The 26,995-nt window shown below is 71.8% G+C and carries 26 protein-coding genes; 11 read left to right on the top strand and 15 right to left on the bottom strand.

What is annotated here, in order from left to right:
- Positions 1-63: 63 nt before the first annotated feature.
- Positions 64-357, top strand: coding sequence for a 4a-hydroxytetrahydrobiopterin dehydratase (locus AB0J93_RS17215; protein ID WP_363922847.1), 294 nt, complete (start codon positions 64-66; stop codon positions 355-357).
- Complete coding sequence (locus tag AB0J93_RS17220) at positions 354-1,502, top strand: FHA domain-containing protein (protein ID WP_363922849.1); 1,149 nt, start codon at positions 354-356, stop codon at positions 1,500-1,502. Before AB0J93_RS17215 ends, AB0J93_RS17220 begins: the two co-directional genes overlap by 4 nt.
- 53 nt (positions 1,503-1,555) lie before the next feature.
- Here the strand turns inward: AB0J93_RS17220 and rocD are convergent, their stop codons facing one another.
- The 3 genes from rocD to AB0J93_RS17235 all read right to left on the bottom strand — a co-directional run bounded on the left by rocD (position 1,556) and on the right by AB0J93_RS17235 (position 4,909).
- A complete protein-coding gene (rocD, locus tag AB0J93_RS17225) occupies positions 1,556-2,770 on the bottom strand; it encodes an ornithine--oxo-acid transaminase (RefSeq protein WP_363922851.1) in 1,215 nt (404 codons plus the stop codon).
- Positions 2,767-3,582: a dimethylargininase gene (ddaH, locus tag AB0J93_RS17230; RefSeq protein WP_363922997.1), complete on the bottom strand. Its 816-nt coding sequence runs from the start codon at positions 3,580-3,582 to the stop codon at positions 2,767-2,769. The genes rocD and ddaH overlap by 4 nt, the downstream gene beginning before the upstream one ends.
- A gap of 373 nt (positions 3,583-3,955) precedes the next feature.
- Entirely contained in the window at positions 3,956-4,909 is a 954-nt protein-coding gene (locus tag AB0J93_RS17235) for a thrombospondin (RefSeq protein WP_363922853.1), read from the bottom strand.
- Between the two features lie 193 nt (positions 4,910-5,102).
- Here AB0J93_RS17235 and AB0J93_RS17240 point away from each other — a divergent pair, with 193 nt between their 5' ends.
- Positions 5,103-5,234: a hypothetical protein gene (locus AB0J93_RS17240; RefSeq protein WP_363922855.1), complete on the top strand. Its 132-nt coding sequence runs from the start codon at positions 5,103-5,105 to the stop codon at positions 5,232-5,234.
- Here AB0J93_RS17240 and AB0J93_RS17245 read toward each other — a convergent pair.
- Complete coding sequence (locus AB0J93_RS17245; protein ID WP_363922857.1) at positions 5,218-5,907, bottom strand: SDR family NAD(P)-dependent oxidoreductase; 690 nt, start codon at positions 5,905-5,907, stop codon at positions 5,218-5,220. The genes AB0J93_RS17240 and AB0J93_RS17245 overlap by 17 nt on opposite strands.
- Positions 5,908-6,126: 219 nt before the next feature.
- Here AB0J93_RS17245 and AB0J93_RS17250 point away from each other — a divergent pair, with 219 nt between their 5' ends.
- Positions 6,127-6,933 (top strand): DNA-formamidopyrimidine glycosylase family protein, encoded by an 807-nt coding sequence (locus AB0J93_RS17250; RefSeq protein ID WP_363922859.1) that lies wholly within the window; start codon positions 6,127-6,129, stop codon positions 6,931-6,933.
- An 83-nt stretch (positions 6,934-7,016) separates the two neighbouring features.
- Here AB0J93_RS17250 and AB0J93_RS17255 read toward each other — a convergent pair whose 3' ends face one another.
- The 4 genes from AB0J93_RS17255 to AB0J93_RS17270 form a co-directional block, all read right to left on the bottom strand.
- Positions 7,017-7,889 (bottom strand): aminoglycoside phosphotransferase family protein, encoded by an 873-nt coding sequence (locus tag AB0J93_RS17255; RefSeq protein WP_363922861.1) that lies wholly within the window; start codon positions 7,887-7,889, stop codon positions 7,017-7,019.
- Positions 7,890-8,030: 141 nt separating this feature from the next.
- A complete protein-coding gene (locus AB0J93_RS17260; RefSeq protein WP_363922863.1) occupies positions 8,031-9,455 on the bottom strand; it encodes a WGR domain-containing protein in 1,425 nt (474 codons plus the stop codon).
- Between the two features lie 90 nt (positions 9,456-9,545).
- Positions 9,546-10,916 carry an FAD-dependent oxidoreductase gene (locus tag AB0J93_RS17265; protein ID WP_363922865.1) on the bottom strand — a complete coding sequence of 457 codons (1,371 nt, stop codon included), beginning with the start codon at positions 10,914-10,916 and terminating at the stop codon, positions 9,546-9,548.
- Positions 10,917-10,932: 16 nt separating this feature from the next.
- Positions 10,933-12,081 (bottom strand): glutamate--cysteine ligase, encoded by a 1,149-nt coding sequence (locus AB0J93_RS17270; protein ID WP_363922867.1) that lies wholly within the window; start codon positions 12,079-12,081, stop codon positions 10,933-10,935.
- Between the two features lie 211 nt (positions 12,082-12,292).
- Between AB0J93_RS17270 and AB0J93_RS17275 the strand changes: the two genes are divergently transcribed.
- Positions 12,293-13,717, top strand: coding sequence for a carbohydrate-binding protein (locus AB0J93_RS17275; RefSeq protein ID WP_363922869.1), 1,425 nt, complete (start codon positions 12,293-12,295; stop codon positions 13,715-13,717).
- A gap of 149 nt (positions 13,718-13,866) precedes the next feature.
- Positions 13,867-15,285 (top strand): cellulose binding domain-containing protein, encoded by a 1,419-nt coding sequence (locus tag AB0J93_RS17280; RefSeq protein WP_363922871.1) that lies wholly within the window; start codon positions 13,867-13,869, stop codon positions 15,283-15,285.
- A gap of 106 nt (positions 15,286-15,391) precedes the next feature.
- On the opposite strand, the gene AB0J93_RS17285 is transcribed toward AB0J93_RS17280, so the two are convergent.
- Together AB0J93_RS17285 and AB0J93_RS17290 are read right to left on the bottom strand one after the other, a co-directional pair.
- On the bottom strand, positions 15,392-16,045 hold the full coding sequence (locus tag AB0J93_RS17285) for a DedA family protein (RefSeq protein WP_363922873.1): 654 nt from the start codon (positions 16,043-16,045) through the stop codon (positions 15,392-15,394).
- Between the two features lie 73 nt (positions 16,046-16,118).
- Positions 16,119-16,709: a DUF1349 domain-containing protein gene (locus tag AB0J93_RS17290; RefSeq protein ID WP_363922875.1), complete on the bottom strand. Its 591-nt coding sequence runs from the start codon at positions 16,707-16,709 to the stop codon at positions 16,119-16,121.
- A gap of 58 nt (positions 16,710-16,767) precedes the next feature.
- Here AB0J93_RS17290 and AB0J93_RS17295 point away from each other — a divergent pair, with 58 nt between their 5' ends.
- Together AB0J93_RS17295 and fabG are read left to right on the top strand one after the other, a co-directional pair.
- Complete coding sequence (locus AB0J93_RS17295; RefSeq protein ID WP_363922877.1) at positions 16,768-18,420, top strand: alpha-amylase family protein; 1,653 nt, start codon at positions 16,768-16,770, stop codon at positions 18,418-18,420.
- 175 nt (positions 18,421-18,595) lie between these two features.
- Positions 18,596-19,354 carry a 3-oxoacyl-ACP reductase FabG gene (gene fabG, locus AB0J93_RS17300; protein ID WP_363922879.1) on the top strand — a complete coding sequence of 253 codons (759 nt, stop codon included), beginning with the start codon at positions 18,596-18,598 and terminating at the stop codon, positions 19,352-19,354.
- Between the two features lie 37 nt (positions 19,355-19,391).
- On the opposite strand, the gene AB0J93_RS17305 is transcribed toward fabG, so the two are convergent.
- Together AB0J93_RS17305 and AB0J93_RS17310 are read right to left on the bottom strand one after the other, a co-directional pair.
- Positions 19,392-19,820: a hypothetical protein gene (locus AB0J93_RS17305; protein WP_363922881.1), complete on the bottom strand. Its 429-nt coding sequence runs from the start codon at positions 19,818-19,820 to the stop codon at positions 19,392-19,394.
- Entirely contained in the window at positions 19,813-20,211 is a 399-nt protein-coding gene (locus AB0J93_RS17310; RefSeq protein ID WP_363922883.1) for a hypothetical protein, read from the bottom strand. Before AB0J93_RS17310 ends, AB0J93_RS17305 begins: the two co-directional genes overlap by 8 nt.
- Before the next feature lie 262 nt (positions 20,212-20,473).
- On the opposite strand from AB0J93_RS17310, the gene AB0J93_RS17315 reads away from it, so the two are divergent.
- Both AB0J93_RS17315 and erm read left to right on the top strand, forming a co-directional pair.
- Positions 20,474-21,376 (top strand): Gfo/Idh/MocA family oxidoreductase, encoded by a 903-nt coding sequence (locus AB0J93_RS17315; RefSeq protein ID WP_363922885.1) that lies wholly within the window; start codon positions 20,474-20,476, stop codon positions 21,374-21,376.
- A gap of 340 nt (positions 21,377-21,716) precedes the next feature.
- Positions 21,717-22,514 (top strand): ErmE/ErmH/ErmO/ErmR family 23S rRNA (adenine(2058)-N(6))-methyltransferase, encoded by a 798-nt coding sequence (gene erm, locus AB0J93_RS17320; protein ID WP_363922887.1) that lies wholly within the window; start codon positions 21,717-21,719, stop codon positions 22,512-22,514.
- A 5-nt stretch (positions 22,515-22,519) separates the two neighbouring features.
- On the opposite strand, the gene AB0J93_RS17325 is transcribed toward erm, so the two are convergent.
- Complete coding sequence (locus AB0J93_RS17325) at positions 22,520-22,711, bottom strand: DUF2795 domain-containing protein (protein WP_363922889.1); 192 nt, start codon at positions 22,709-22,711, stop codon at positions 22,520-22,522.
- A gap of 86 nt (positions 22,712-22,797) precedes the next feature.
- Here AB0J93_RS17325 and AB0J93_RS17330 point away from each other — a divergent pair, with 86 nt between their 5' ends.
- Positions 22,798-24,054 (top strand): erythromycin esterase family protein, encoded by a 1,257-nt coding sequence (locus AB0J93_RS17330; RefSeq protein WP_363922891.1) that lies wholly within the window; start codon positions 22,798-22,800, stop codon positions 24,052-24,054.
- Between the two features lie 88 nt (positions 24,055-24,142).
- Here AB0J93_RS17330 and AB0J93_RS17335 read toward each other — a convergent pair whose 3' ends face one another.
- Positions 24,143-26,395: an MMPL family transporter gene (locus AB0J93_RS17335; RefSeq protein WP_363922893.1), complete on the bottom strand. Its 2,253-nt coding sequence runs from the start codon at positions 26,393-26,395 to the stop codon at positions 24,143-24,145.
- Between the two features lie 36 nt (positions 26,396-26,431).
- Positions 26,432-26,980 carry a helix-turn-helix domain-containing protein gene (locus AB0J93_RS17340; protein ID WP_363922895.1) on the bottom strand — a complete coding sequence of 183 codons (549 nt, stop codon included), beginning with the start codon at positions 26,978-26,980 and terminating at the stop codon, positions 26,432-26,434.
- Positions 26,981-26,995: the final 15 nt, after the last annotated feature.

Here is a 26,995-nt window from a genome sequence, read left to right on the forward strand (position 1 = left end):
CGGGGCGGAAGACCGGTCGCCGCTGGTGGCGGTGGTGCCGGCCGGCACCGGTAGGGTCTGGCCATGGCAGAGGTGCTCACCGCCGAGGCGGTGCGAGACGAGCTGGGTGGGCTGGCGGGCTGGTCGGGAGACCCCGCCGGGATCACCCGAACCGTGGAGCTGGCCAGTTTCCCGGACGCCATCGCAGTGGTCGACCGGGTCGCCGTGGCGGCAGAGGAACTGGATCACCACCCCGACATCGACATCCGGTGGCGCACGGTGACCTTCCAGTGCGCGACCCACTCGGTCGGCGGAGTCACCATGCGTGACATCCGGCTGGCTCGCCGGATCGACGAGATCGTGGAAGGTGCCCGATGAGGTTCGAGATCAGCAAGGTGCTGGACGCCATCGAGGGGCGGGTCTGCACCGACCCACAGTTGGCCCGCGCGGTGCTCGACCTGGCCGAAATCATCCGCTACCAGGATCTCGACGGTGGGCGGCCGGCCAGTTCACTGCGGCTCGGCATGGTCATCGACGCGCTGGCACGCAGCCTTGAGGAGGACAGCGTCCCGGTCTACGCGGTGGTGCACCGGGGAATGCTCTCCGACGCCGACCTCACCTCCAACGAGCGCATGGTGGTGCGCAGGTGGGCCGATGACGGCCTGGTAGAGGTGCTCGACAACCCCGGTGACCGGATGCTCGAGGTGGCCGACCTGCTCGGCCTGCCGGTGCTCAGCCGGGTCCGCTTCGACGGCCTGCGTGGGCGGTTTCCCTGGCTGGTGGAGCAGCCGGGCCGGGTCCTCGCCCCGGTGCCGGGCGCCGGCGGTCCGGTCTTCATCGCCCACGTCGGCGGCGGTCACACACCGGTCGCCGGCCCGCCCTCACCGGCCGCTGCCAAGCTGCTGTCCCGCGAGTGGCGCTGCCCGGAGTCCGGCTGCACCCTGTTCGGCGGTGCCGGTGGCGGGGGAGCCTTCGCCGACCTGGCCCGGATCGACCGGGCACCGACCGGGCAGCCGCCACCGTCGCTGCGCAACGGCGTACCCACCTGCCCCCGACACGGTGCGCGGCTGCGCGACGCCGGGCCCCGGCCACGCAGCGAGGTCCTCGCGGTACGCGTCGGTGGCCTGATCCGCCGTCGCTTCGTACTCACCGAGGAGCAGCCGGTGGTGATCGGCCGGGCACCGGAGGGCTCCGGCGGCATCATGCTCGGCCAGTGGCTCAACGACGAGGCGCGGCGCTGGATCAGCCGCAACCACCTGCGGCTGGAACTGCGCGGCGGTGACGTCGTCGCCACCGACGTCAGCACCAACGGCTCCGGCGTACGGCCCGGCGGCTCCCTCACGGAGGCGGACCGGATCCCGCTGGCCCCGCAGCAGTCCCGGGTGCTCGGCACCGGTGACATGGTGGAGCTGTACCCGGGGGTGCAGGTCGGCCGCCCTAACGAGTTCCCGGCGGGAGCGCCGTACAACCCGGACTCGGTGATGTCCGAGGCCCCGACCATGGCGATGCGCCTGCCACGCTGAACGCCGCTGGGCGTCGGGACCAGGTCCCGACGCCCGGCGGATGGTACGACCGCTCAGCCGGCCAGGACGGCGGCCACCTGCGCCACCGCGTGGTCGATCTCCTCCTCGGTGATCACCAGCGGCGGGGCCAGTCGGATGGTCGAGCCGTGCGTGTCCTTGGCCAGCACCCCCCGCTCCATCAGCCGCTCGCAGGCCTCCCGGCCGCTCATCAGGGCCGGGTCGATGTCCAGGCCGGCCCAGAGACCCCGGCCACGTACCGCGACCAGACCCTTGCCGATCAGGCCGCGCAGGCCGGCTTGCAGCCGCTCGCCCAGGGCGGCGGAGCGGCGCTGGAACTCGCCGGTCGCCAGCAGTCGGACCACCTCGGTCGCCACGGCGCAGGCGAGGGGGTTGCCGCCGAAGGTGGAACCGTGCTGGCCGGGCTGGAGTACGCCGAGCACGTCGGCGTCGGCGGCCACCGCGGAGACCGGCACGATGCCCCCGCCGAGCGCCTTGCCCAGCAGGTACATGTCCGGCACGACGCCTTCCTGCTCACACGCGAAGGTGGTGCCGGTGCGACCCAGGCCGGACTGGATCTCGTCGGCGATGAACAGCACGTTGCGCTCGGTGCACAGCAGCCGTACGCCGTGCAGGTAGCCCTCGGGCGGCACCACCACGCCCTGCTCGCCCTGGATCGGCTCCAACAGCACGGCGACGGTGTGCTCGTCGATCGCCTCGGTCAGGGCGGCCAGGTCGCCGTAGGGGACGATCCGGAAGCCCGGGGTGTACGGCCCGAAGTCGGCCCGCGCGTCCTCGTCGGTGGAGAAGCTGACGATGGTGGTCGTACGCCCGTGGAAGTTGCCCTCCGCGACCACGATGTTCGCCTGGTCGGCCGGTACCCCCTTGACCTGGTAGCCCCACTTGCGGGCCACCTTGATGCCGGTCTCCACGGCCTCGGCCCCGGTGTTCATCGGCAGCACCAGGTCCTTGCCGCACAGCGCCGCCAGTTCCCGACAGAAGTCGGCGAACTGGTCGTGGATGAACGCACGGCTGGTCAGCGTCAGCTTGTCGAGCTGGGCGTGCGCGGCGGCGATCAGCGTCGGGTGCCGGTGGCCGAAGTTCAGTGCCGAGTAGCCGGCCAGGCAGTCCAGGTAGCGCTTGCCGTCCACGTCGGTCACCCAGGAACCCTCGGCGGAGGAGATCACCACCGGCAGCGGGTGGTAGTTGTGCGCGGTGTGGCGCTCCGCGTCCTGCACCGCGGCGGGGGTCCGCAGCATGTCCTCGATCATCGGTTCGCCTTTCCCTGACGGAGTCGCAACGTGCAGCACTTCGGGCCGCCACCGGCCCGACGCAGCTCGGACAGGTCGACGCCGATCGTCTCGTAGCCCCGGGCGCGCAGCTTGGCGGCCAGGCCGGTGGCCTGCTCGGGCAGCACCACGTGCCGGCCGTCGCTTACCGCGTTGAGACCGAGCACCTCCGCGTCGGCCATGGTGGCGTGCACCGCGTCCGGGAAGAGCCGGCGCAGCACGGCCTGACTGCCGGGCGAGAACGCCTCCGGCAGGTACGCCACGGTCCGCTCGTCGAGCACGGTCAGTGCGGTGTCCAGGTGGTAGAAGCGCGGGTCGACCAGCTGCATGGTGATCACCGGGTAACCGAAGACCTCCTGGAGCTGGGCGTGCGAGGCGTGCGCGGTGCGGAAGCCGGTGCCGGCGAGCAGGTGGTCCCCGGCCAGCAGGACGTCGCCCTCACCCTCGTTGACGTGCTTCGGGTCGTACATCTCGAAGCCGGCGGCCTCGAACCAGGCGCGGTACGCGGGCGCCTCGTCGGCGCGTTGCGGGTCGCGGAACTGCACCGCCATCGCCTTGCCGTCGATCACGGTGCCGCCGTTGGCGGCGAAGACCATGTCGGGCAGGCCCGGCACCGGCGCGATCTCCTCGACGGTGTGGCCCAGGTCCAGGTAGACCTGGCGCAGCCGCTCCCACTGCCGTACGGCGAGGTCCGCATCGACCGGTGCGGTCGGATCCATCCACGGGTTGATCGCGTAGTCGACGGCGAAGTACGTCGGCCGGCACATCAGAAAGCGCTGGCGGGTGGCGTCCATCGTCATGTGTCCTGCTCCAAGCCTCGGGCGCGCCCGGCCACCGTCGGCCCACGGGCTGGCGCCGTGGCTCAACGGTATGCGGGCTCGACCGGCAGGATCCACCGCGAACCCTTGCATTCGACGGCAGATCATTGCGTTTGGCACCCGAGCGGCGCAGATTCGTTGCGTAAGGCTCGTGACCCGGTTCGCCGGAGCGAGTGTCGCCGGGTACATGTCCGAGGCCGACTGTCGCCGGACATACGTCAGGGGCGGCGAACCGCCGCCCCTGACGAGCCGTGTGTGCCCGGCTGGTGAACCACCAGATCTGATCGGGCTACGGTCGGTTGCGCACCGACCGGCACCGGTGAACCACCGGCGGGCCGAAAAGTGCCCGTTACAGGCGGTCGACAAACTGTGAATCAAGCCACTCGCGGAGCCGGACCACCTGGTCTCCGTCGGTGGTCGGCCAGTCGTACTGGCCGGTCATCGCCAGCACCCCCAGGACCACCGCGCCGAGGCCGAAGGCGATGCCCAGCAGCGCGTCGGACTTGCCAGCGATGTGCCGTCGACGGGTGGACATCAGGCCGAGCACGGCGAGCACCGCCCCGACCGCGCCCAGCGCGATGCCGTACCCGGCGAGGGCGCCGGTGAGCACGAACAGGATGCCGCCGACGCCGACGATCAGGCCGATCGTGGCCAGCAGGCTGGCCCGGGGTCGCGGCCCGACCGGTGCCGGCGGCACGTCCCGGCCGGCCGCACCGTCGGGCGTCCGTTCGTCGTCGACCGAGCCGTCCCGCTCGCGGGTGCCGGCGATCCGCTCTCGGTCGGCCCCCTGGTCCACGTCGCCGGAACGGTCGCCGTCCATGGTCCGGTGGCCGTCGACGGCCCGGTCGCCGTCCATGGTCCGGTGGCTGTCCACGGTGCGGTCACGGTCGGTGGTGCGGTCACGGTCGGTGGTGCGGAGGCCATTGACGGCCCGGTCGCGCTCGGTGGAGCGGTCGCCGTCGAGGGCGCGGTCGACGCCGGTGGCGCGGTGGCCGTCGACGGTCTCGGTGGTGGCGGTACGAGCGCGGCGGGAACCGTGAACAGTGGATCGGGCGGTGGCGGCTCGGGCCTCGGCGCTCCGTTGCGCGTCGGGCTGGCGATCCGCCCGGTCGGTGTCGGTGCCAGCGGTCTGGCTGGTGGCGGCTCGGTCGGTGACGGCCTGGCCGGCGACCCGGTCCGCGGCGGTTCCGCGGGTGGAGGTCTGCTCGGTGGGACGGGTGTCAGTGGCGACCGTCTCGGTCCGGCCGTCGTCGGCTGCCGTCGGCGCCGGTTCCTCCCGGCGCAACAGCGAAGGAAACTTCATGAGGTTCACCTCCTGATCGATGCGTGGATGACGGCATCAGCCCCGTATCGCCAACCACGCCACAACACCCCGCAGGTACCCACCCCCCACCCAACCGACACCCCGCCCCGCCCGCCCTTCCGCCAACCTCCCCGCCCGCCCTTCCGCCCCTCCCCGTCGATCTTGCAGTTGTGGTCGTGACAAAAGCATCCAAATGGGGCATGTCGGCGACCGTAACTGCAAGATCGACGGCGACGGCGACGGCGACGGTGACGACGGCGACGGTGACGACGGCGACGGTGACGGTGACGGCGGGGTGGGGGTGGGTGTTAGTGGGGGCGGGTGAGGGGGGCCAGGGCGGAGGTGAGGAGGGCCAGGCGGCGGGGGCGGGAGACCCGGACGGGGCGGTTGCGGACACAGCGCACGAGGATCTCCACAGCCCGGTCGACCGAGATCATCAACGGTCGGAACGAGCCCTTGGCCATCTTGGTGTCCACGAACCCGAACCGCACGGTGGTCACGTGCACGCCGTGCCGGCGCAGCGCCGCCGACAGACCCATCAGGTACGACGACAGCCCCGCCTTCGAACCGGCGTAGCCGGGCGCCTCGCCGGAGACCAGCCGGTCGGCGAGACTGGAGATCCCGATCAGGTGCCCGTCGCCGGTGGCGAGCATTCTCGGCACCACCACGGCAGCGGTCCGTACCGCGCCCATCAGGTTGACCTCGAAGGTGCGCGTCTGCCCGTCCAGGTCGGCCCGGTCGACGGGTTCGCCGATGCCGGCGGCGTAGACACACAGGTCCACCCCGCCGAGTTCGTCGATCGCCTTGCCCAGCACGTCCGGATAGTCCGGCGCGGTGACATCGACGGTGTGGTGGGCGTACGTGGGCACGATGATGACGTTGTCCCGCCGGGACAGCCCGGTGACCCGCCAGCCGTCGGCGAGCAGTCTGCGGGTGAACGCCAGCCCGATCCCGTCGCTGTTGCCGACCACCACCGCACGGCGTATCCGATCCGTCATGACCCACCGCCCCCATCGAGTCGACGTGGTGCCCGCCGTGCCGGCGGCCAGACCGGCAATTGAACCAGACGCCGAGGGCGATCCCTTACCGTCGAGTAGCAGCGCTGCGCGGTGACGAGGGACGGGTCGGGGGCGCGTGGCATGCCCCGGCCGGTAGTCGCGACGCGGCAACCCCGGGTCCGACCGCTGCTCACCGGCCCGCTGGCTACGCTTGGCGTCGTGCCAGAGGGACACACCATTCATCGCCTGGCGGCCCGGCACGCCGAACTGTTCGTCGGGGACAAGGTGCTCGCCGCCAGCCCTCAGGGTCGCTTCGCCGACGGTGCCGCCCGGATCTCCGGCACGGTGCTGGACGCCACCGAGGCGTACGGCAAGCACCTGCTGCACCACTACGCCGATGAGCTGACGCTGCACGTGCACCTCGGCCTCTACGGGAAGGTCACCGACGGGGACGGTGAGCCGCCGGAGCCGGTGGGGCAGATCCGTCTACGGCTGACCAGCGACCGGCACTGGCTCGACCTGCGTGGGCCGACCGCCTGTGAACTGCTCAGCCCGCCCGAGGTGGCCGCGCTGCGGGCCCGACTCGGTCCGGATCCGCTGCGCGCCGACGCCGATCCGGAGCGGGCGTACGCTCGGATCTCGCGGAGCGTGACGCCGCTGGCGGCGCTGTTGCTGGACCAGACGGTGGTGGCCGGTACGGGTCTGATCTTCGTGACCGAGGCGCTGTTTCGCGCCGGTCTGTCGCCGAGGCTGCCCGGCCGGGAGCTGACCCCGGCCGGTTGGCGGGTGCTCTGGGCCGACCTGGTCGAGCTGATGACGCTCGCGGTCGCCACCGGCCGGATCGACACCGTGCGTGCCGCGCACCTACCCGAGGCGATGGGTCGTCCGGCCCGCGTCGACCGGCACGGGGGAGAGGTCTACGTCTATCGCCGTCCCGGCCAACCCTGCCACGTCTGCCGCACCCCGATCAGCCGAGGCACCATCACCGCCCGCAACCTCTACTGGTGCCCCACCTGCCAGTCCTGAGGTCGGCGCCGCTCTCCGGCTCGACTGGCTCCGATCATCGACACAGCCGCCGGGCATCTCGGGCGGCGACCCCTTGCCGCGCCTCAGTCGAGAAGCCAGCGGACCACCTCGGCGTGGTCGGTGAAGACCCGGTCGCCGTCGATGCTCCAGGCCATCGTCTGACCGATCGTCCAGCCCAGCACCCGGTCGCGGTCCAGCCCCAGCTCAGCGCTGAGCCGGTCCAGCCGGTGGCGGACGGCCGCCCGGGAGTGGCCCAGCTCGGTGCCGCGCACCATCGGTACGACCGAGAACTCCCGCTCGCCGACCAGCGGCTTGGGGTCGATCACCAGCCAGGGCTCGCGTTCGGCGCGCAGCACGTTGGCGGCATGCAGGTCCTGGTTGACCAGGACCTGCTCACCCTGGCTGCCGGCAAGCCCGCCGAGCAGGTCGAGCGCGGCGTCGACCAGCCGCCGCTCGAACGGCCGCCCGGCCCGTTCCCACTTGGCCGGGAGCCGGGACGCCCATCCGGCGGCGGCCTCCGCCAACGACATGAACGGCTGACCAGCCGGTACCCAGAGACGGGGGAGCAGCGCCACCACGACGTCGAGCGCCGCGTCGAGCGGTAACGCGTGCAGCGGTGTGCCGGGGTCGCAACGCTCCACCAGCAGTGCCCGCAGGTCGGGGTCGTGGGCGAGTAGCCGGATGGCCCCGTCGCCCTCCCAGCGGCGCAGCGCCGTCGCCTCGTGTTCGCTCTCCGCGTCGGGGAACTGCACCTTGAGCACCGCGCGGGTGCCGTCCGGCAGGTCGGCCGGCACCGCCAGCGACGCGCAGGCGTACCCGAAGGGTGGCCCGAGCCGCAGCGACCAGCGCCGGGCGCAGGTGGCCAGCCGGCCCGGCAGCTCGGCCAACCATTCCGGACCACCCGGCATGCCGTGCAGCCAGGTCAACCCGTCGGGGATGCGCAGCACGTCGCTCACCGGCTCATGGTGGCCGAGCCCCACCAACCACCACAACCCGGCTCCCACCACCAGACGGGCCGCCCGCCCGGCACCTGGCCGCCCGGCACCCGCCCGTCCGGCACCTGGCCGCCCGGCACCTGGCCGGGCGGACGGCAGAGGTCAGCGGAGCCGGCGGATGTCGCCGTACGCCCGGTAGAAGCCGCCCCGGCCAGACTCGCGGACCTCGGTGACCAGGTACCGGACGCCCGGCTGGCGGATGCCCTTGGGGAACTGCACCGACCAGTTCCGGTGGTAGCCGGCGGACAGCACGTGCACCCGCAGCCGACCGCCCTGTTCGACGCACTCGACGATCACCCCGTCACCGGTGTCGCCGACGACCTCGACCTCGGTGACCGCGGCCGGCTCGGGCAGCCGGGCCGGGGCCTTCACGTCGACGACGTCGGGCACGCTGCCGGCCTCCGCCGCCCGGATCGCGGGCTCGCTGGCGTCGATGCAGGCGAGGTGGCCGCTGGTGGTCACCACGTAGAGGCGCTGGTCGTGGTACTGCATGGAGTAGGCCGACCCGCAGCCGGTGCCGAGCTTCCACAGCCGGGTGCCGTCGGCGGCGAAGCAGTAGATCGAGGACTGGCTGTCCCCGGCGAAGACGTAACGGCCGTCGGCGGCGGTGGCGCAGGAGAAGACCGGGGCATCAGCGCGGTAGGTGCGCAGTGCCGACCCGCCGTTCTTGCCGAGGCGTACCACCTCGCGGGTGCCGGTGCCGGCGAACACGGCGTCGCGTTCCTGCCAGCCGAAGAGCACCGAGCCGGTGCGGGTGTGCCACAGCTCCCGGCCGGTACGCCAGTCGTAGCCGCTCACCCCCGTCGAGTCGCCGTGGTAGACGGCGTCGGCGTCGCAGCGCACCATCCAGGCGGACCGGCCGCGCCCGGCCCGCCGCCAGAGGAACTCGTCCTCGTGGTCGATGGCGGCGACCCCGCCGTCGGCGTCGGAGACGCCCAGCACGCCGTCGTGGATGTCGAGCCAGTAGATGTCGATGTCGGGCACGATCGCGTACGCCACCCGAGGGATCTTGCCGGAGAGGTCGTAGACGTTGCCGTCGTCGCAGCCGGCGTAGATCCAGGCGTCGTCGGCGACGATGCACTTGACCCCGTCGGGAAGCCGCACCTGGTCCAGCACCCGGGCGTCGTGATCGAGAGTGGTGATCACACCCCGCTCGTTGCCCACCATGCAGGTGCGCCCGTCGACGAAGATGCCGAAGGCCGGGGCACCGGAGTCGTACCGCCAGAGCACCGGGGCGGTGCGGGCGGTCGAGCGGGTGCTGACGATCTGCCGCCGGGAGACGGCCCGCTTCTGGCGTACCCCGGGTACCGCCGGAGCGTACCCCTTGCGGATCTTCTCGCCGATCTTCTTCGCCGCGGCGGCGCGGGCCCGTGCGTTGTCGGGGTAGCCGGTGGTCTTCACCTGACCCTGGTCGCCGATCCGCCCGTAGCGCACGGTCATCGTGGTGTCGTCGACCGCCACCTCGTAGAACTTGTGCGCGGCACCGTCCACTTCGGACAGTTCGAGGTAGGTCGTCTCCTGCGACATGGGGGTTCCTCCGAGGGGTTCGCGTCGGCCCTGACCGGGCGGCGCGCCTACGCTAACCCCCGGCACCGACAGAAACCCGCCCCGGAGCCGTCAGCGGGCGAGCGCGTCCACGGCCTTGCGGGCGGCGACCAGCACCGGATCCCAGACCGGGGAGTACGGCGGGGCGTAGCCGAGGTCGAGTGCGGTCATGTCGTCCACCGTCATCTTGTTCCACAGTGCCACGGCGAGGGGGTCGATCCGCTTCGCCGCCTCGGACCAGCCGACGATCTGGGCGCCGAGCAGTCGCCCGCTCGGCCGCTCGGCGATCAGCTTCACCGTCATCTGCCGGGCGCCGGGGTAGTAGCCAGCACGGTTCGTCGACTCGGCGATCACCGAGACGAATTCGAAGCCGGCCATCCGGGCCTCGCGTTCCCGCAGGCCGGTGCGACCCACCTCCAGGTCGCACACCTTGGTCACCGCGGTGCCGATCACCCCGGCGAAGGTGGCGTACCCGCCGCCGATGTTGATGCCGGCGACCCGGCCCTGCTTGTTGGCGTGGGTGCCGAGTGGTACGTGCACCGGCATTCCGCTGACCTTGTGCAGGGTCTCCACGCAGTCTCCGGCGGACCACACCCCGGGCACCCCGGACACCCGCATCTGGCGGTCCACCCGGATCCCGCCGGTCGGCCCCAGCGGCAGGCCCGCGGCCGCGGCCAGCTCGGTGTTGGGACGTACGCCGAGACCGAGGACCACCACGTCGGACGGGACCGGTCCGTTGTCGGTGAGCACCTCGCTGACCCGGCCGTCGCGCTCCGACAGGCCGGTCACGCGTACGCCGGTGCGGATGTCCACGCCCAGCCCGTGCATCGCGTCGGTGACCAGCCGGGCCATGTCGGGGTCGACGGTCGACATCGGCTGCTCGTCGCGCTCGACCAGGGTGACCGACAGGCCGCGGCGGACGAGTGCCTCGGCCATCTCGACACCGATGTAGCCGCCGCCGACCACCACCGCCCGCCGGGGCCGCGGTTCGGCCTCCAGCCAACCGCGTAGCGCCGAACCGTCGTCGAGGGTCTGCACCCCGAACACCCCGGCGGCATCTGTACGCGCCCAGGCCGGCTTCTTCGGCACCGCTCCGGCGGCGTACATCAGGGTGTCGAACGGTTCCCGGACCTCGCCGCCGCCGTCCAGGTCACGGGCGACCACCTCGCGGCGGACCAGGTCGATCCCGACCACCTCGTGCCGGATCCGCACGTCGATGGCGTAGTCCTCGCGGTGCGTCTTCGGTGACCGGGCCACCAGTTGCTCCCGGTCGGTCACCAGGCCGCTGATCCAGTACGGGATCCCGCAGGCCGAGTACGAGGTGAAGTGCCCCCGTTCGAACACGACGATCTCCAGGTCGTCCGGGCCCCGGCGGCGGCGCGCCTGAGCGGCGGCCGACATGCCGGCGGCGTCTCCGCCGACGACGATCAACCGTTCCGTCACGCCATCACCCCCTTCGTCAGGCCGGGTCCTCGCCCCGGGTCTGGCGTGCCACGTCCTTCACCACATCTTCCAACCGTCCGGTCCGGGCGTACACCGAACGCTGCCGTGCGGCACCGCTGCCGTGCCGGCGTAGCCCCTCCAGCAGGCCGGTCACCTCGGCGAGGTCGCCGTGTCGTTCGAGGGCCGGACCGAGGCGTCCGACGAGTTGATGCAGCAGATCCCACGCCGGCCGCAGCTCACCGCTGGACAGGTCGACCGCCTCTCCCTCCAGCCCGTCGTGGGCGGCCCGCCAGTGCGCGCCGACCAGCAGGTGATGGTCGGTCGGCAGCGGTGGCCGCCCGGCCGCGATGTCGTCGAGCGCGGTCGCCACCAGCCCACGGACCAACGCGGCGATCAGGACCGCGTCGTCGACGGTCGGGCAGACGTCACCGATGCGCAGCTCCACCGTCGGGTACTTGGCCGACAGCCGGGCGTACCAGTAGAGCATCCCCTCGTCGAGCATGACGCCGCTGGCAATCAGCTGACGGATCAGTCGTTGGTAGTGCTCGTGGTTGACCAGGTAGGGCGTCGGCGCGACCGAGGGCCAGCGTTCCCACTCGACCGACCGCCAGCTGGCGTAGCCGGTGTCCGCCCCACGGGAGAACGGCGAGTTGGCGGTGACCGCGTGCAGGATCGGCAGCCACGGTCGCACGTGGTTGAGCACCTGCACGCCCGCGTCGGGGTCCGGCACCCCGACGTGGACGTGCATGCCGTTGTTGCCGGGCCCGGGCACCAGCAGTCGGAACCGGGCGAGCATCCGGTCGAAGCGGGGCTTGTCGACCACCGCGGGCACCGGCCCGTCGATCGGCCCGGTGCCGATCGCGAGCAACCGGGCGCCGGCCCGCTCGGCGGCGTCGGCCAGCGAGGCGCGGAGCAGGCCGAGGGAGTGCCGGATGGAGGAGAGTTCCAACCCGGGCGGGCTGCCGATCTCGATCTGACTGGTCTGGAACTCGCGCTCGACCTGTCCCCGCAACTCGGCGGGGACCTGCTCCATCACCGCCTCGACCGCGGGCACCGCGACCCCGGTGTCCGGGTCGACGAGCAGGAACTCCTCCTCGACACCCACGGTGAGCAGGTCGGTTGCCTCGACCGGGGGACTCGGGGCGGTTGCCGCCTGCCTGACCATCGCTACCACCGTCCAATCCCGCCGGGCGGTCCGTCCGCACCGGGTCGGCCGGCAATTACCCCCTGTGGTGGCACCGGGAAACGCCGACCGGCGTGGCGGCGCGTCACCGCCCGCCGGGCAGACCGCATCGATCGACATTGACAACTGCGCGAGGGAGACGTACAACTCCTGAGAGAGCGCTCTCTCACCCGTCCCCGCAGAGAGGCACGTCATGACACCTGCCCCGGCGGCACCCGCCGCCCCGCCTGCGCGACGCCGGCTGCCGCTGGCGTTGACCCTGCTCACCGCCGTCGCCACCGTCCTGGCCGGGCTCAGCACGACCGCGGACGCCGCCGTGCCGCCGCCCCCGTCCGGCTGGAGCCTGGTGTGGAGCGACGACTTCACCGGCGCCGCCGGCACCCTGCCATCCGCCGGCAATTGGATCATCGACACCGGCACCAGCTACCCGGGTGGTCCGCCCAACTGGGGCACTGGCGAGATCCAGACGTACACGAACAGCACCGCCAACGTCAGCCACGACGGCGCCGGCAACCTGCGGATCACCCCGCTGCGCGACAGCGCCGGCCGCTGGACCTCGGCGCGCATCGAGACCGTCCGCAGCAACTTCAAGGCCCCGGCCGGCGGGGTGCTGGCCATCGAGGGCCGCCTCCAGATGCCAAACGTCACCGGCGCCGCCGCGTCGGGATACTGGCCGGCGTTCTGGGCGCTCGGTTCGCCCTACCGGGGCAACTACCAGAACTGGCCGGGCATCGGCGAGTTCGACGTGATGGAGAACGTCAACGGGCTCAACTCGGTCTGGGGCGTGCTGCACTGCGGCGTCGCCCCCGGCGGACCCTGCGACGAATTCAACGGCATCGGCGCCTCCCGGGCCTGCCCCGGCAGCACCTGCCAGTCGGCGTTCCACACCTACCGCTTCGAGTGGGACGCCTCGGTCAGCCCGCAGCAACTGCGCTGGTACGTCGACGGGCAGCTCTACCACACGGTCAGCCAGACCCGGGTCGGTGAGCCGTACTGGTCGCAGATGACCAGCCACGCCGGCTACTTCCTGCTGCTGAACGTGGCGATGGGCGGGGCCTTCCCGAACGGGGTCGCCGGCAGCGCCACGCCGACCTCGGCCACCGTGCCCGGCCGGCCGATGCTCGTCGACTACGTGGCCGTCTACAGCCGCGGTGGCGGCAGTAACCCGCCGCCCACCACGCCACCGCCGACCACGCCGCCGCCGGGCGGGACGCGGGACGCGTACGCGACCATCCAGGCTGAGTCCTTCAACGCCCAGAACGGCGTGATCGTCGAGGCGTGTTCCGAGGGCGGGCAGAACATCGGGGCACTGCGCAACGGCGACTGGGTCCGCTTCGACAACGTGGAGTTCGGCTCCGGCGGGCCACGTGACTTCGTGGCCCGGGTCGCCTCCGGCGCGGCGGCCGGCGTCAGCGGCCTGGTGGAGGTGCGGGTGGACAGCCCGACCAGCGCGCCAATCGGTAGCTTCGCCATCGCCAACACCGGTGGCTGGCAGAGCTGGCGCTCCGTGCCGGGCAACGTCTCCGGCGTCACCGGACGGCGCACCGTCTACCTCACCTTCACCAGCGGCCAGCCCAACGACTTCGTAAACGTCAACTGGTTCCACTTCCGCCGCTGAGGCTGCGGCACGGCCCCCTGACGTCGCCGCCGGCGGACAGGGGGCCGTGCCGATTCGCCGCAGGCCAGCCCTGGACAGAAACAGTTAACAGTCTTAATAATAGGCGCCAGGTTGACGTTGATGAATCTACGTCCGGGCTGGAGGGGCACATGAAACGGTCCAGAACGCTGGTGCTGGCGGTGATCGGCGCGCTGGCCGCCGCGATCGGGGCGGTCGGGCTGGCGCCGGCCGCGTACGCCGCCGGAGTCACCGCGAACTTCGTCAAGACATCCGACTGGGGCTCGGGCTGGGAGGGGAAATACACGATCACCAACGGGGGCGGCACCACGGTCAACGGCTGGAGTCTCGCCTTCGACCTGCCCGCCGGCACCACAGTCGGCACCTACTGGGACGCGCTGCTGACCTCCAGCGGCCAGCGGTACACCTTCACCAACCGTTCCTGGAACGGCACCATCGCACCCGGCGGATCGGTCTCCTTCGGCTTCCTCGGCAGCGGTTCCGGCGTACCGGCGAACTGCCGGCTCAACGGCGCGGCCTGCACCGGCGGTACCACGCCGACCACGCCTCCGCCCACCACGCCTCCGCCGACCACGCCTCCGCCGACCACGCCCCCGCCCACCACGCCTCCGCCGACGACCCCGCCGCCGACCAGTCCGCCGCCGGTCACCGGGCTGCCGAAGCACATCCTGACCGGCTACTGGCACAACTTCGACAATCCGGCGGTCGAGCTGCGGCTGCGTGACGTACCCACCGAGTACGACCTGGTGGCGGTCGCTTTCGCCGATGCGACCGGTACGCCCGGCGCGGTCGGCTTCGCAATCGACCCCGGCCTGTCCGCCTCGCTCGGCGGATACACCGACGTCGACTTCTCCGCCGACGTGCGGACCCTCCAGAGTCGCGGCAAGAAGGTGATCATCTCGGTGGGTGGCGAGACCGGCCGGGTCGTGGTCGACAGTGCGGCGTCCGCGGTGGCCTTCGCCGACAGCGTGTACGCCCTGATCCAGCGCTACGGCTTCGACGGCGTCGACATCGACCTGGAGAACGGGTTGAACCCGACGTACATGGCGCAGGCCCTGCGGTCACTGCGGGCGAAGGTGGGCAGCGGGCTGATCATCGCGATGGCGCCGCAGACCATCGACATGCAGAACCCGGCGGGCAGCTACTTCAAGCTGGCGTTGGACATCAAGGACATCCTGACCGTGGTGAACACCCAGTTTTACAACTCCGGAGCGATGCTCGGCTGCGACAACAACGCCGCGTACGCCCAGGGGACGGTCAACTTCATCGTCGCGCTGGCCTGCATCCAGTTGGAGGCGGGGCTGCGGCCCGACCAGGTCGGGCTCGGCCTGCCGGCCGGTTCCGGCGCGGCCGGTGGCGGCATCGTCCCGCCCAGCGTGGTCAACGCCGCACTCGACTGCCTGACCCGGGGCACCAACTGCGGCAGCTTCCGCCCCCCGCGCACCTACCCCGGCCTACGCGGCGCGATGACCTGGTCCATCAACTGGGACGTCACCAACAACAACACCTTCGCCCGCACCGTCTCCCCCCACCTCCGCACCCTCCCCTGACCCAGGTCCCGCCGCGTTGATCATGAAGTTGTTGTCACTCCGCCCGGCGTGGCGCGACAACAACTTCATGATCAACCGGCCCGGGTGGGGTGGGGGTGGGGTGGGGTTAGTGGGTGGGGGTGCGGGTGTTGCGGCGGCGGATTTTCTTGAGGGCCCAGGTGGCGAGCATGAGGATGATCAGGGCGAGGATTCCGTAGTCGAGCCAGGAGCTGTAGCGGTCGATCTGCTGCCAGCGGGAGCCGAGGGCGTAGCCGAGACCGATGAAGATCCCGTTCCAGATGCCGCTGCCCAGCGTGGTGAGCGTGACGAACTCGACAAGCGGCATCCGGTTCGCCCCGGCCGGCACCGACACCAGGCTGCGAACCACCGGTGCCATCCGGCCGAAGAACACCGCCCAGCGGCCGTACCGCTCGAACCACCGGTCGGCCTTCTCCAGGTCCTCCAGGTCCACCAGGGGCAACCGGTCGAGCCACCGTTTCAGGCGGTCCTCGCCGACGACCGCACCGAGCCAGTAGAGGACCAGCGCGCCGAGCACCGAGCCGATGGTGGCCGCGACGGTCACCACGACCACGTTGAACCGGCCCTCGCCGGCCAGGTATCCGGCCATCGCCAGGACGATCTCGCTCGGAATGGGCGGGATGATGCTCTCCAGGGCCACCAGCAGGGCCACCCCCGCGGCCCCGCCCGCCTCGATCACCCCGGCGACCCAGCCGGTCAGCCCGCCGACCTGAGCGGGGTCGACGTCCTGGGCGAGCGCCATGATGATGCCTTTCGCGGTCGGGCGTAAAGAGGCTCTTACCCGCCGAACCGCCCCGCACACCGGGCCGGATGGCTCACTCCTGCGGGTGCAGCGCCTCGTCGGCCGGGCCCTGGCGCCATCCGGTGAACCGTACGATCAGCCCGCCCCGGCTGGGCGAGCAGCAGTACGGCCCGGCCGTCGCCACCGCGTCGGGAGCCAACGGGGCGAGCCGGACCAGCCGCCACGGCTCACCGGCGACCCGGGCGCGTACGGTCAGCGCGTCACCGGCGCGGCTGACGCGTACGCTCACCTCCCGGCCGGCCCAGTCCGGAACCGGCGCCACGGACCAGTCGGAGACGTCGCGGGTCACCACCGCGCCCACCTGGGGCTGGCCGTCGCTGACCTCCACGCCGGCCTTCACCCAGTTCCGGTCGTCCACCCGGACCAGGACGCCGGCCTGGTCGAACTGCCCGGTCCAGCCCAGCCGGAAATCGACCTCCACGGCGGTGCCGGCCGGGAACGGCGCGAGCAGGGCCGGGGCATCGTCGTGCACGAAGCCGTAACTGGTGTGCCGCCACAGGTCGCTGCCCTGGCCCGGCTCGACGCTCAGCGTGCCGTCCGGTTCCTCGGTCACCCGGACCGGCCGGCCGTGCCAGTCGCCGCCGGACCAATCGATGCTCCGCATCCCGGCACCGTACCGAGTCGGGTTTGCCGACGTCCCGACCGGGAGAAGGTACGGGGGCATGTCTGACAGGTGGTATTCGGAGGCGGTCGTCTACTGCCTCGACATCGACACGTACGCGGACTCCGACGGTGACGGGGTCGGTGACATCCGGGGCCTGATCGGCCGGCTGGACTACCTCGCCCGGCTCGGCGTGACCTGCCTCTGGCTGCACCCCATCCATCCGTCGCCGAATGACGACGACGGCTACGACGTGACCGACTTCTACAACGTCGACCCACGTTTCGGCACCCTGGGCGACTTCGCCGAGTTGCTGCACCAGGCCAACAACCGGGGCATCCGAGTGATCATCGACCTGGTGGTGAACCACACCTCCGACCAGCATCCGTGGTTCGTCTCCGCCCGGTCGTCGCCGGACTCGCCGTACCGCGACTGGTACGTCTGGTCCGACCAGGAGCCGGCCGACCGGCATCAGGGCATGGTCTTCCCCGGCGAACAGCATGAGACCTGGACCTACGACCGGACCGCGAAGGCCTGGTACTACCACCGTTTCTACAGGTTCCAGCCGGACCTCAACACCAAGAACCCGGCGGTACGCGCCGAGATCAAGAAGATCATGTCGTTCTGGATCCAACTCGGCGTCGCCGGCTTCCGGATGGACGCGGTGCCGTTCATCATCGAGCGCACCGAGCCCGGGGACCCGAGCCCGGAACTGGACTTCGAATTCCTCACCGAGCTGCGCCAGCACGTGCAATGGCGGCGCGGGGACGGGGTCCTGCTGGCCGAGGCGAACGTCGAACCCGACAACCTTCCCGCTTTCTTCGGCGACAGCGGCGGCTCGGCCAACCGGCTGCACATGCTCTTCGACTTCATGCTCAACGGCCGGCTGATGCTGGCTCTGGCCCGGCGGGACCCGGAACCGGTGATCGAGGCGCTGCGGGACACCCCGGCGCTGCCCGAGGGCGGGCAGTGGGCGACGTTCCTGCGTAACCACGACGAGATCGACCTGTCCCGGCTCACCGCCGAACAGCGCAACGAGGTGTACGAGCAGTTCGGTCCCGAGGAGCACATGCGCATCTACGACCGGGGCATCCGTCGCCGGTTGGCGCCGATGCTGGGCAACGACCGTCGGCGCATCGAGTTGGCGTACTCCCTGCAGTTTTCCCTGCGCGGCACGCCGGTGCTGCGCTACGGCGAGGAGATCGGCATGGGGGAGGACCTGTCGCTGGACGGGCGGGAGGCGATCCGTACCCCGATGCAGTGGTCGAACCAGGTCAACGCCGGCTTCTCCACCGCGGAGTCGGAGAAGCTCGTCCGCCCGGTCATCGACAAGGGCGAGTTCGGGTACGAGAAGGTCAACGTGACCCTCCAGCGTCGGGACCGTACCTCGCTGCTGGCCTGGTTCGAGCGGATGATCCGTACGCTGCGGGAGGCGCCGGAGATCGGCTGCGGCTCCACCACGCACGTCGACGTGCCGATGCCGCCGGGGGTGTTGGCGCACCGGGCCGACGGGCCGACGGGGACGATGGTCTTCCTGCACAACCTCGGCACCACCGACGCCGAGGTGGACCTCAGCCAGCTTCAGCCCGAGGCGGACCTGCCCATCGACGTGCTCGCCGACCGCAACTACGACGACGTCGGCAAGCTGGACAAACTGCAACTGTCGGGTCACGGCTACCGCTGGATCCGGCTCTGTCGATCCTGGTCGCACTGACTCGGAGCCGGGCTGGCCGGTCCGTGGCCCGGTGACCTCCGACCGGGCCGGCCGGTCCGTGGATCGGTGACCTCCGGGCCGGCGTGCCCGGTCCGGAGGTCGGGATCGACGGGGGTCATGCCGACCCGGCGTGCGTTAGGCTCCTGCCGTCGAGCCAAGTTACCGGGAGGTAGGCATGTCGGAGGGGCAGCGGGTCGCCATCGTGACCGGGGCGGCACGGGGAATCGGCGCGGCCACCGCCAGGCGGTTGGCCGCCGACGGGCTGGCCGTCGCGGTGGTCGACATCGAGGAGTCGGCGACGAAGGAGACCGTGGACGCGATCGCGGCGGCCGGGGGCCGGGCGCTCGGCGTCGGTGCGGACGTGGCGGACCGGGCCCAGGTGGAGGCGGCCGTGGAACGGGTGGCCGCCGAGTTGGGCACGCCGACCGTGCTGGTCAACAACGCCGGCGTGCTCCGCGACAACCTGCTGTTCAAGATGACCGACGCCGACTGGGACACCGTCCTTGGCGTACACCTGCGCGGGGCGTTCCTGTTCAGCCAGGCCACGCAGAAGCACATGGTCGAGGCCCGGTGGGGACGCATCGTCAACCTCTCCAGCACTTCCGCGCTGGGTAACCGGGGCCAGGCCAACTACTCGGCCGCCAAGGCCGGTATGCAGGGCTTCACCAAGACCCTGGCCATCGAGCTGGGCCCGTTCGGGGTGACCGTCAACGCGGTCGCGCCCGGATTCATCGTCACCGACATGACCGCGGCCACCGCCGCCCGGATGAAGGTGGACTTCGAGGCGATGCAGAAGCACGCCGAGTCGGAGATCCCGGTCCGCCGGGTGGGTCGGCCCGACGATGTGGCGCACACCATCTCGTTCCTGGTCAGCGAAGGGGCGTCCTTCGTGTCCGGCCAGGTCGTCTACGTCGCCGGCGGGCCCCGGGACTGACAATCGTTCGGCGGGTCCCCTCCCATTGTGCTCGGTGTCAGGAGGGGGCCCGAACCGCCCGGCGGCGGGTGTGCCGGAGCCAGGCGAGGCCGAGGATCGGCAGCACCAGGGGGATGTAGCCGTAGCCGCTGCCGAAGCCGGACCAGACCGTCTCGTCGGGGAAGAGGTCCGGGCGGGCCAGGCTGAAGACGCCGACACCGACGACGCCGACCAGTTCCAGCGCGCAGCAGGCCAGGGCGACCCGGCGGCCCGCGTGACCGGCCCGCGCCAGACCGGCCGCGGCCACGATGTAGACCACCGCGGCGAGCGCGGAGAGCAGGTACGCCAACGGCGCCTCGTCGAACCTGGTGGCGATCTGGAGGGCGGCGCGGCTGCTGGCGGCGATGGCGAAGAGCAGGTAGACCGCGATCAGCAATCGTCCCGGGCCGGCGTTGGTCCGGGGTCGGGCGGCGCTCGGCTCAGCCACCGAGCACCTGCCAGGTCTGCTGGAGCCGGACCACCACCACCGGCGTCACCAGGCACACCGCGCACACGATCGCCGACCCCCAACGGGTCGGTTCCATCCGGGCCAGCACCGCCGCCAGCGGCGGCAGGCAGACCAACGTGACCAGGTAACCGAAGAACGATCCCGGTTCACCCGGACGGTCGCCGCCGGCCAGTGCCACGGCGGTCACCAGCACCAGGCCGAGCAGCAGCAACTCCAGCACGGCCAGCCCGATCAACTGCATCCGGTCCGGCGGCCGGTGGCGCAGCGCCGCCACCAGCGCCCAGCCGGCGACCAGCAGCGACAGCACGATGGCGGCGACGGCCAGCGCCCCGTCGGCCGGAGATCCGATGGTGGTCGCGGCGATGTTCACCTGGTCCGCCCGGTGCTCGTTCCGATCACCGGCCCACTCTACTAACCCCCGTAGTAAGAGGGCCCGCCGAGAGGGCAGGCCACCGCACACGCCGCCCTGGCGAGGCGACTGCGCACCCGTCCTCCCGGCCCCGGGCAGGGCCGCGGCGCCGCGTCGGCCCGGTCGTGTCACGGCGGGACGCCGGGCACGGGCGGTCGCGGGAGACTAGCGTGATCACTGTCGCGGGTCGGCCGTGGCCAGGCGGGAACGGCGGAGGTACGGGATGCGGTTCGGGTTGTTCGGCACCGGGCACTGGGCGGCGGAGACCCATGCGGCGGCGCTCGAGGCGCACCCGAGGGCGGAACTGGTCGGCGTGTGGGGGCGCAACCCCGACAAGGCCGCCGCGCTGGCCACCCGTTACGGGGCGCCGGCGTACGAGGAGGTCGACTCGCTGATCGCGGCGTGCGACGCGGTTGCCGTCGCACTTCCACCCGACATCCAGGCGGACATCGCCGTCCGGGCCGCCACCGCCGGGCGGCACCTGTTGCTGGACAAGCCGCTCGCGTTGACCGTCGCCGACGCCGACCGGGTGGTCGAGGCGGCCACGGGTTCGCAGGTGGCGTCGGTGGTCTTCTTCACCGGCCGATACCAACCCGACGTCGCCGGCTTCATCGCCGCGACCGCCGCGGCCGGAGGCTGGCACACCGCCAACGTGATCCGGTTCGCCTCGATCTTCCAGCCCGGCAGCCCGTACGGGCAGTCGCCGTGGCGCCGGGAGCACGGCGCGCTGTGGGACGTCGGCCCGCACGCGCTGGCCGTCCTGCTGCCGGTGCTTGGCCGGGTAGCCCGGGTGGCCGCCACCGACGGTCCGGGTGGCCTGGTGCACCTGCTGCTCAGCCACGCCGACGGTGCCACAAGCACCGTGTCGCTGACCCTTGACGCACCGCCCCGCTCGGTCGCCGCGGAGTTCGTCTTCTACGGCGAGAGCGGCATCGAGCGACTCCCGAACGGTGGTGCCAGCTCGGCCACGGCTTTCGGGGTGGCGATCGACCAGTTGCTGGCCGAGGTCGATGCCGGCACCCGCGATCACCGCTGCGACGTGCGCTTCGGCCGCGAGGTGGTGACGGTCCTCGCCGCCGCCGAGACGGCCCGCGCGCAGGGCACCGTGATCGACGTACCGGTCTGAGCGTGGTCACCGGGCACCGGGCCTAAACCGATGGCCGCCGGCCGGGAGGGTCGGTAGGGTCGCCGGCATGTGCGTGCATGCCCTGATCAACGCGGTCGCCACGCCGGCCGCGTTCGGGCCCCTGCTGGTGGCCCGCCCGCGCGTCCGGCGTCCGGCCCTGGCCGGCGCGACCCGCGACTGACGCCTCTCCCGCGTACGTCTCCGGCACCGTCCCGTTTCGCGGTGCCGCTCTCTCGCGCCATCTCACCAGGGCCGTCCGAGTCCCGATCGCTCGGACAGGCCCCGTCGACGGTCGCCTGTCCGCTCTCGTCGCCATCCGGCGACAGACAAGGACGACGCCATGGCGCCCCGCCGTACCCGCACGACCGAACGCGACCGGTCCCGTCGCGTGCTCTCCCAGAATTTTCTCGCCGACCCGGCCGCCGTCGCGCGGTTCGTCGACGCCGCCCGCCCCGACCCGCACGGTCTGGTGCTCGAGGTTGGCGCCGGGCGGGGGCAGCTGACCCGCCTGCTGGCCGCCCGCTGCGGCCGACTGACGGCGTACGAGGTGGATCCCGTCGCCGGAACGGAACTGGCCCGGGTCTGCGCGACTTTGCCGAACGTCACACATCGCCAGGCGGACTTCCTCGCCACCGCGGCACCCGCGGAGGAATTCGCCGTGGTCGGCAACATCCCGTGGTCGCTGACCGCGGCCGTGGTGCGGTGGAGCCTGGCCGCCCCGAGGCTGCGCACGGCCACCCTGCTCACCCAGCTGGAATACGCCCGGCGGCGGGCCGGTGACTACGGCCGGTGGACCCGGCTGACGATGCTGAGCTGGCCGGAGTTCGACTGGCGGCTGGCCGGGCGGGTCCCGCGTACCGCGTTCCGCCCGGTGCCCCGGGTCGACGCGGGCATCCTGCGCATCGAGCGGCGGGCAGCGCCGCTACTGCCGCCTCGGGGAATGCCGGCGTACCGGCGGATGGTCGAGCTGGGGTTCGGCGGGGTCGGCGGCTCGCTCGCGGCCTCGCTGGCCCGCGAGTATCCGCGGGCCCGGCTGGCGGCGGCGTTGCGTGCCAGCCGGCTCGACCCGGACATTCCGGTCGGACAGGTCTGGCCGGAGCAGTGGCTGGTGCTGTACCGCCTGCTGCACGCCCGCTGAGTTGTTCAGGGAAGCATGCGCAGCGCCTCGGTCAGCTCGGTGGGGGAGCTGAACTGCTCCACCGGCAGCGCCCGTACGGCCTGCAACTGCTCGGTGCTCGCGCCGTTCTCCTGGCACCAGCGGATCAGATCCTCCCGGGAGACGGGATAGTCGAGCCCGGCGAGGTACTCCTGCAGGGCGGCACCGCTGTCGGTCATGCTGTCCGACCTACCCGCGCAGGTGCCCCGGCACACCCCCGGCGGGCCGCCGCGTTTGCCCGTCGGGGTGCCGGGTAGCCGCAGGCATGCTGGTACAGCGGCTCGGCGCGCCGAGCGACCTCGATCCGTTGCTGGAGCGTGCCCGGGACGCGCGGGTGGTGATGATCGGGGAGGCGACGCACGGCAGCTACGACTACTACCGCATCCGGGAGCAGTTGACCCGACGGCTGGTCGCCGAGTGCGGTTTCTCCTTCGTGGCGGTGGAGGGCGACTGGCCGGACTGCGACCGGGTGCACCGTTCGGTGACCGGTGCCCCCGGCGCGGTGGCCGAACCGCAGACCGCACTGGAGGGCTTCGAACGATGGCCGACGTGGATGTGGGCCAACGCCGAGGTGGCCCGCTTCTGCCGTTGGCTGCGGGCCTGGAACATGGAGCGGGCCGAGGCGGCTCGGGTCGGCTTCCACGGCCTCGACGTCTACAGCCTCTGGGAGTCGATGCAGGCGATCTTCGACTACCTCGGCGAGGAGGAGCCGGCGTCGCTGGAGGTCGCCCAGGACGCGTACCGGTGCTTCGAGCCGTACGGCAAGCGGGTCGAGGAGTACGGCGCGGCGAGCCGGTTCGTCTCCGCCCGGTGCGAGCAGGAGGTGATCCGGCTGCTGGCGCGTACCCGCGAACATGCCGCCACCGACGGGCCGGGTGCCTTCTCGGCCTGGCAGAACGCGGAGGTGGTGGCCGGCGCCGAGCGCTACTACCGGGAGATGGTCGCCGGTGGGCCCGGCTCGTGGAACGTCCGGGACATCCACATGACCGACACCCTGGACCGGCTGCTCGACCGCTACGGGCCGGGGGCCCGGGGCGTCGTGTGGGCGCACAACACGCACGTCGGTGACGCACGGGCGACCGACATGGCCGCTGACGGGATGGTGAACATCGGCCAGCTGGCCCGGGAACGCCACGGCGCGGAGCAGGTCGTGTTGATCGGTTTCGGCAGTTGGCGGGGCACGGTGATCGCCGCGCCGCGCTGGGGTTCGCCTGCGGAGGCGATGGTGGTGCCGCCGGCCCGGCCAGGTTCGGTGGAGCACCGGCTGCACGAGCTGATGCCGGAGCGGGCGGTGCTTGTCTTCGGCGGGGCGGACCAGCCGGGCTGGGTCACCGACACGCTCGACCACCGGGCGATCGGGGTGGTGTACGACCCGTCGTTCGAGTCGTGGGGCAACTACGTGCCGACCCGGCTGGGGGAACGCTACGACGCCTTCATCTGGTGCGACGAGACCACCGCGCTGCATCCGTTGCCCGCCCTGGCCGCTCCGGGCGAGATGGAGACGTACCCGGCCGGCGTCTGAGTTGCGCCGCCCCGATCCGGGGCTCGGATGTCACGAAGGGCCCCCGGCCGCGCACGAGGCGTCGACCAGGGGCCCTCCGTACCACCCGTCAGGCGTCGGCGCCGACCTTGTCGTCGAGCTTGGCGCGCAGCTTCTCGCCCTCGATGTCGACGTTCGGCAGCGCCCGGTCCAGCCAGCGGGGCAGCCACCAGGCCACCTTGCCGAGCAGCGACATCACCGCCGGGACGATGGTCATCCGGACCACGAAGGCGTCGATGGCCACGCCGATGGCGAGCGCGAAGCCCATCGACTTGATCACCGGGTCGTCGAGGAAGATGAAGCCGCCGAAGACCGAGGTCATGATCAGGGCGGCGGCGGTGACCACGCGTGCACCGTGCCCCATTCCGTTGATCGTGGCCTGCTGGGCGGTGTCACCGTGGACGAAGTCCTCCCGCATCCGGGAGACCAGGAACACCTCGTAGTCCATGGCCAGGCCGAACAGAATGCCGATCAGCAGGATCGGCAGGAAGCTGATCAATGGGCCGGGGGTGTCCAGGCCGACCAGGTCGGCGAGGTGCCCCTGCTGGAAGACGGCGACCGTGATGCCGAAGGTGGCGGCGACGGTGAGCAGGAAACCCAGCGCGGCCTTGACCGGCACCAGCACCGAGCGGAACACCAGCATCAGCAGCAGGATCGACAGGCCGACCACCAACGCCAGGTAGATCGGCAACGCGTCGGAGAGTTTCTCCGAGATGTCGATGCCGATCGCGGTAACGCCGGTGAGCAGCACATCGGCGCCCTGGATGCCGCCGACCGCGGTGCGGATGTCGTGCACCATCGTCTCGGTGGCCGGGTCGGTCGGGCCGGTCTGTGGGATCACCCCGAGCAGCGCGGTTCGGCCGTCCGGGCTGAGCTGCGGCGGGGCCACGGCGAGCACGTTGTCGGTGCGCTGGACCAGGGCGGTGACCTGCGGAACCGCTGCGGCGGTCGCGCCGGCGTCGTCGCCGGCGACAACCACCGCGAGACGGCCGGTGAAGCCCGGGCCGAAGCCCTCCGTGATCAGATCGTTGGAGACCCGGGCGGCGGAGCCGACCGGAGCGGTACCGGCGTCGGGCAGAGCCAGCCGCATGTCCGGTGCCGGCAGCGCGAGCAGCCCCAGGCCGAGCAGGCCGACGAGGATCACCGGGATCCGGAGCCGGGTGATCAGCCGGGCCCAACGGAAGCCGAACGCGGAGGTGTCCTCGCTGCCGTTGGTGGTGGCCTCCGGTGCCGCGCGGTGGGTGCTCACGTCGCTGCGGCGGGCAGCGTCGTCCGGAATGTCATCGGCGGTCAGGGCCACCGGCACCGACGAGCGCAACCGGCGGGGCAGTACCCGGCGTCCGGCGAAGCCGAGCAGGGCCGGTTGCAGGGTGATCGCCACCAGCACCGCGACGGTGACGGTGCCGGCGGCGGCCAGACCCATCACGGTCAGGAACGGGATGTTCACCACGGCGAGACCGGCCAGGGCGATGACGACCGTGGCTCCGGCGAAGGTCACTGCCGAGCCGGCGGTGCCGACCGCCCGGCCGATCGCTTCGTCCGCCGGCGTCCCGTCGAGCAGGTTCTGTCGATACCGGGAGGTGATGAAGAGCGAGTAGTCGATGCCGACGGCCAGGCCGAGCATCAGCGCGAGGATGGGTGCGGTGCTGGTCAGCTCGACCGCGCCGCTGAGTGCGAAGAGGCCGGCCATGCCGACGCCGACGCCGATCAGCGCGTTGAGCATGGTCATGCCCGCAGCCACCAGCGAGCCGAAGGTGACCACCAGGACGACGAGGGCCACCGCGACGCCGATCGCCTCGGTGGAGCCGACCTCAGGCTCGGTGTTGAGCACCTCACCGCCGGGCGCCACCTGCCAACCCTGGGCCTCCGCCTGCGTGCCGAGCTGCTCGTACGCCTCCCGCTGCTCCTCGGTGATCTGGTCGGCGCCGTCGTTGAACTGCACCTGGATCAGCGCGTACTGGCCGTCGGGTGAGACCGAGCCGACCTGGAACGGGTCGATCGCGGCGAGCACACCCGGGACCGTCGTGGCCTCCTGGGTGATCGACTGGATCGCCGCCTGGCCCTCGGGTGTGCCGAGCTGTCCCGGGGCCGGTGCCTTGACGGCGATCGTCCCGGTGGCGCCGGCCGCCGCCGGGAACTGTTCGTCGAGCAGGTCGAGCGCGCGCTGCGACTCGGTTCCGGGCATGGTGAAGTTGCTGGCCGTCGGGCCGCGCAGGGTCGCCGCAGCCAGGCCGAGCCCGACGAGCACGACGAGCCAGATCGCGGCGACCAGTCGCCGTCGGCGCATCGAACCCCGGCCAAGCCGGTAGAGCAGGGTCGCCATGAGGTCCTTTCCCTCGGTAGTGAATGGTGGAACGGGTCAGTTGACGGGCTCCAGCGCCCGCCGCAGCAGGGTCAGCAGTGCTTCGCGCAGTTCCTCGTCGGGCACGTCGGCAAACTCGCCGCAGGTCTCGGCGATGCCGGCGAGCAGTGCGAACGCGGCGATCCGGGCCGAGGCCCGTGCGCTTCGCGCGGCGAGCGCGTCGAGCAGCCGCTCGGAGATCAGTTGGATGTGCGCGAAGTCGGGCTGCTGCAGCAGCTCCGGGAACTCGCCGCGGAGCAGCGCGATCTCGCCGCGGAAGCGGACGGCGAGATCGACGAATCCCTCGATGGCGACCCGTTGGGCCGACGCCGGCTCCGACTGCGCCGCGATCCGCTCGTCGAGTGACCGCAGCACCTCGATCGCCGGGGCCATCAACTCGGTGAGGATGGCCTCCTTGTTGGCGAAGTGGTAGAGCACCGCCGCCTTCGAGCAGCCCACCTCGCCAGCGATGTCCTGCAGGGAGGTGCCCCGGTAGCCGGTGACGCCGAAGCGGCGCGCGGCGGCTGCCAGGATCTCGCCGTGGGTCTGCGGGGTGGTGCGGGCCATGGGGCCCAGAATGCC

This window comes from Micromonospora sp. NPDC049374 (assembly GCF_040677165.1).
Lineage (GTDB): Bacteria > Actinomycetota > Actinomycetes > Mycobacteriales > Micromonosporaceae > Micromonospora.

Bases quoted from the DNA above. Each gene is read 5' to 3' on its own strand.
- AB0J93_RS17220 (WP_363922849.1), top strand. From the start codon at position 354: ATGAGGTTCGAGATCAGCAAGGTGCTGGACGCCATCGAGGGGCGGGTC.
- AB0J93_RS17330 (WP_363922891.1), top strand. From the start codon at position 22,798: ATGCTGGTACAGCGGCTCGGCGCGCCGAGCGACCTCGATCCGTTGCTG.
- AB0J93_RS17260 (WP_363922863.1), bottom strand. From the start codon at position 9,455: ATGTCGCAGGAGACGACCTACCTCGAACTGTCCGAAGTGGACGGTGCC.
- AB0J93_RS17245 (WP_363922857.1), bottom strand. From the start codon at position 5,907: ATGACGGATCGGATACGCCGTGCGGTGGTGGTCGGCAACAGCGACGGG.
- AB0J93_RS17280 (WP_363922871.1), top strand. From the start codon at position 13,867: ATGAAACGGTCCAGAACGCTGGTGCTGGCGGTGATCGGCGCGCTGGCC.
- AB0J93_RS17235 (WP_363922853.1), bottom strand. From the start codon at position 4,909: ATGAAGTTTCCTTCGCTGTTGCGCCGGGAGGAACCGGCGCCGACGGCA.
- AB0J93_RS17315 (WP_363922885.1), top strand. From the start codon at position 20,474: ATGCGGTTCGGGTTGTTCGGCACCGGGCACTGGGCGGCGGAGACCCAT.
- AB0J93_RS17285 (WP_363922873.1), bottom strand. From the start codon at position 16,045: ATGGCGCTCGCCCAGGACGTCGACCCCGCTCAGGTCGGCGGGCTGACC.
- AB0J93_RS17340 (WP_363922895.1), bottom strand. From the start codon at position 26,980: ATGGCCCGCACCACCCCGCAGACCCACGGCGAGATCCTGGCAGCCGCC.
- AB0J93_RS17215 (WP_363922847.1), top strand. From the start codon at position 64: ATGGCAGAGGTGCTCACCGCCGAGGCGGTGCGAGACGAGCTGGGTGGG.
- ddaH (WP_363922997.1), bottom strand. From the start codon at position 3,582: ATGGACGCCACCCGCCAGCGCTTTCTGATGTGCCGGCCGACGTACTTC.
- AB0J93_RS17295 (WP_363922877.1), top strand. From the start codon at position 16,768: ATGTCTGACAGGTGGTATTCGGAGGCGGTCGTCTACTGCCTCGACATC.
- AB0J93_RS17335 (WP_363922893.1), bottom strand. From the start codon at position 26,395: ATGGCGACCCTGCTCTACCGGCTTGGCCGGGGTTCGATGCGCCGACGG.
- fabG (WP_363922879.1), top strand. From the start codon at position 18,596: ATGTCGGAGGGGCAGCGGGTCGCCATCGTGACCGGGGCGGCACGGGGA.
- AB0J93_RS17290 (WP_363922875.1), bottom strand. From the start codon at position 16,709: ATGCGGAGCATCGATTGGTCCGGCGGCGACTGGCACGGCCGGCCGGTC.
- AB0J93_RS17275 (WP_363922869.1), top strand. From the start codon at position 12,293: ATGACACCTGCCCCGGCGGCACCCGCCGCCCCGCCTGCGCGACGCCGG.
- erm (WP_363922887.1), top strand. From the start codon at position 21,717: ATGGCGCCCCGCCGTACCCGCACGACCGAACGCGACCGGTCCCGTCGC.
- rocD (WP_363922851.1), bottom strand. From the start codon at position 2,770: ATGATCGAGGACATGCTGCGGACCCCCGCCGCGGTGCAGGACGCGGAG.
- AB0J93_RS17270 (WP_363922867.1), bottom strand. From the start codon at position 12,081: ATGGTCAGGCAGGCGGCAACCGCCCCGAGTCCCCCGGTCGAGGCAACC.
- AB0J93_RS17325 (WP_363922889.1), bottom strand. From the start codon at position 22,711: ATGACCGACAGCGGTGCCGCCCTGCAGGAGTACCTCGCCGGGCTCGAC.
- AB0J93_RS17240 (WP_363922855.1), top strand. From the start codon at position 5,103: ATGGGGCATGTCGGCGACCGTAACTGCAAGATCGACGGCGACGGCGAC.